Annotated in this window: 3 protein-coding genes; all 3 read left to right on the forward strand. The window is 55.1% G+C overall.

Annotation, left to right across the window (positions count from 1 at the left end; genetic code table 11):
- Positions 1-302: 302 nt before the first annotated feature.
- Positions 303-521 (forward strand): hypothetical protein, encoded by a 219-nt coding sequence (locus tag Q8Q07_07355; protein MDP3880100.1) that lies wholly within the window; start codon positions 303-305, stop codon positions 519-521.
- A gap of 229 nt (positions 522-750) precedes the next feature.
- The gene (locus tag Q8Q07_07360; GenBank protein ID MDP3880101.1) at positions 751-2,271 is read left to right on the forward strand and encodes a 2-isopropylmalate synthase; all 1,521 of its coding nucleotides are present in this window, start codon (positions 751-753) and stop codon (positions 2,269-2,271) included.
- Between the two features lie 140 nt (positions 2,272-2,411).
- The gene (leuC, locus tag Q8Q07_07365) at positions 2,412-3,665 is read left to right on the forward strand and encodes a 3-isopropylmalate dehydratase large subunit (protein MDP3880102.1); all 1,254 of its coding nucleotides are present in this window, start codon (positions 2,412-2,414) and stop codon (positions 3,663-3,665) included.
- Positions 3,666-3,680: the final 15 nt, after the last annotated feature.

A 3,680-nucleotide genomic window follows, 5' to 3' on the forward strand; every position in this document is an offset into this window, starting at 1 on the left:
AACCTTTCCAATTTCCTAAGAACCAGTGAGATCCGAGAGAAGCAAGGCACCATCAACTCGCAGAGCGTTAAAGAGGGACTTCGTCCTTCTTACAAAACATGGGCTGCCCGAAAATGTCATTCTGAGGGAGCGGAGCGACTGAAGAAACTGGGGGTGAGGTGGATACGCAACCGAATACCTCCTCCGACCCAGATTCTTCACGGAGTTTACACTGAGTGAAGCGAATGTGCTCAGGATGACAATTTATTGTTTTTGGATAACTTCAAAGGGGATGGTTCAGAAATAGCTTGCAGGAGGCTGAGATGGCAAAGCAAATAAGCGGTGAAGAGGCAGCAGAGTTAGCGAAAGCGCACGTAAGAAACAGCTTTGATGCCTTACCAGGACTAGAGGCTACATTTGAAAGGCGAGGTAAGGTTTGGGTCGTCGCCGTTAAAGGTGGACTTCCTCCAGTATACCGGCAATTTAAGGTACACGTAGATGCTTCTAACGGAAAAGTCACGAAATGTGTTGAGATAAGCTGAGACGCCAAACATTATGAGGTGGTAATAGGACAAATTGTTTAGCAAACAGGATAGAGATAGCAACCATAAACTGAAACACCGGCATGAATTTACTCTCGCTGGGAGAGACAAGCTCGTCCTTACCAGCCCCTCTCCGTTACCGGGGGAGGGGAGAATCAGTGGTAAGAAGTTAGAGCTTATCTATTTGAGAGACCGCTCTTGAGAGTTGTTTCTCCCAGGGAGGATAGATATGGATAAAGTAACCATTTTTGATACGACACTGAGGGATGGGGAGCAGGCGGCCGGCGGGACACTGAATGTCCGGGAAAAACTGGAGATTGCCCGGCAACTGGAAAGGCTCGGCGTGGATGTTATTGAAGCCGGTTTCCCCATCAGTTCGCCGGGTGACTTTGAAGCCGTCAGTCTCATCGCTAAAGAGGTGCGCACCCCGGTAATCTGCGCCCTGACACACGCCAACGCTAAAGCTATTGACCGGGCCTGGGAAGCGGTCAAGGAAGCCGCTCACCCCCGGGTCCATGTGTTCCTGTCCTCTTCCGATATACACCTCGTCTACCAGCTCAAAAAGAGCCGCCAGGAAATGCTGGAGATGGCGCGCAGCATGGTGGCGCATGCCCGGAAATACCTTGATGATATCGAGTTTTCTCCGATGGATGCCAGCCGCACCGATCCTGAGTATATCTACCAGATACTGGAAGCGGTTATTGATGCCGGCGCTACCACGGTAAACATACCGGACACGGTAGGTTACGCTACTCCCGACGAGTTTGGTGACCTCATTGGCGGCATCTTCGCTAACGTGCCCAATATTAACCGGGCTGTGGTCAGCGTGCACTGCCACAATGACCTGGGGCTGGCCGTAGCCAACAGCCTGGAATCGCTCAAGCGGGGAGCCCGGCAGGTAGAGTGTACCATCAACGGCATCGGGGAACGGGCCGGAAACGCCTCCCTGGAAGAAGTCGTCATGGCCATCAGAACCCGGCAGGACTTCTTTGATCTGGAAACCGGCATTGATACCACCCAGATTTATAAGACCAGCCGGTTGGTCAGTGACCTGACCGGATTTACGGTACAGCCCAACAAGGCGATTGTCGGCGCCAATGCCTTCCGCCATGAGTCAGGCATCCACCAGGACGGCGTCATCAAGATGCCGAAAACCTACGAAATAATAGACCCCAGGACTGTCGGCGTACCCGCCAGCAGCCTGGTACTGGGCAAGCTTAGCGGGAGACACGCCTTCAATGAACGCCTGGCAGAGCTGGGCTACAGCCTGTCGCCGGAAAACTTCGACCGCGCCTTTGCCGCCTTCAAGGAACTGGCGGACAAGAAGAGGGACGTTACCGATAAAGACATCGAGTCACTGGTTGCCGAAGAACGGCGCACCGTCTCTGAGCTCTATCACCTCGACCGTATCCAGGTGACCTGCGGTGACCGGGGCGTCCCCACCGCCGCTGTCAGGCTCATCGGCCCGGACAACAAGGCACTGGCTGATGCCGCCCTGGGCACCGGCCCGATTGACGCTGTCTACAGAGCGATTAACCGTCTCGTTGGAGTCCCCAACAAGCTCACCGAATACAGTGTCAAATCAGTTACCGAGGGCATTGACGCCATCGGCGAGGTGCTCATCAGGATTGAGAGTGGGGGAGTAACCTATACCGGCCGGGGTGCTGATACCGATATCATTGTGGCGAGTGCCAAAGCCTATATGAACGCCCTCAACCGCCTGCTGACGGCCAACAATAAGAAGTCCTGACCGGAAAGTTACCCGGCTGAAGCGCTGAAGCGCTGACCCGTATCTCACCCTGGGGTTGACTACATCTTTGCCCTATTTCTGTGCTATTATCTGTACGTAATAGCCTTTTATCAATAACTAAATGGTAAGGAGAGACAATAATGACTCTGGTTGAGAAGATACTGGCTGCCCACACTGACCGCAAGAAGGTAAGCCCCGGTGATTTCATCAACGCGCGGGTGGACATGGTACTATCCAATGATGTCACCGCCCCCATCGCCATCAGGGAGTTCCGGCGCATCGGGGTGAGCAAGGTATTTGACCCGAAAAAGATAGTCATGGTGGCTGACCACTTTGTGCCCAACAAGGACATTCCTTCTGCGGAAAACACCAAGCTGATGCGCGAGTTCGCCTATGAGCACGGTATCATCCATTACGACGTCGGGCAGATGGGCATCGAGCATGTGCTCCTGCCGGAGCAGGGACTGGTGCTACCCGGCGATGTGGTCGTCGGCGCTGATTCACACACCTGTACTTACGGCGCGGTGGGCGCTTTCGCCACCGGCATGGGGTCGACTGATATCGCCGCGGCCATGGCTACCGGGGACATCTGGATGAAAGTTCCCCAGACCATCAGGTTTATCTATCACGGCAACCTTAAGAAATGGGTGGGCGGCAAGGACTTAATTTTACATACCATCGGTGACATCGGCGTTGATGGCGCTCTCTACTCGGCGATGGAGTTCACCGGAGCCGCCATCGATTCATTGTCCATGGACGGACGGTTTACCATGGCTAACATGGCTATCGAAGCCGGCGCCAAGGCGGGCATTTTCCTGGTAGACCGGAAGACGCTGGACTACGTCAAGCCAAGGGCAAAACGCCCCTACACCGTCTACGAACCGGATGACGATGCCGAGTACGCCCGGATAATCGAATATGATGCGTCCACCATCGAGCCGCAGGTCGCCCTGCCCCACCTCCCCTCCAATACCAAAGCGGTAAGCCAGGTAGGCAATATCGAAATCAACCAGGCGGTGATCGGCAGTTGCACCAACGGGCGTATTGAAGACCTGCGGGAGGCGGCGCAGATACTTAAGGGAAGAAAAGTACACCCCCGGGTACGCACCATCATCATCCCCGGCACGCAGCAGGTTTACCTTGATGCCATGAAAGAAGGGCTGGTCGAGATATTTATCCGGGCGGGAGCGGCCGTGAGCACGCCAACCTGCGGTCCCTGCCTCGGCGGGTACATGGGAATCCTGGCCGCCGATGAACGCTGCGTCTCCACCACCAACCGCAACTTCGTCGGCAGGATGGGCAGCAGCAAATCGGAAGTCTACCTTGCCAATCCGGCCGTAGCCGCCGCCAGCGCCATCACCGGCAAGATCACCAGCCCGGAGGAAGTCCTTTAAATATAGTTTTAGCAG

It is taken from the genome of Dehalococcoidales bacterium (genome assembly GCA_030698765.1).
Classification (GTDB): domain Bacteria; phylum Chloroflexota; class Dehalococcoidia; order Dehalococcoidales; family UBA2162; genus JAUYMF01.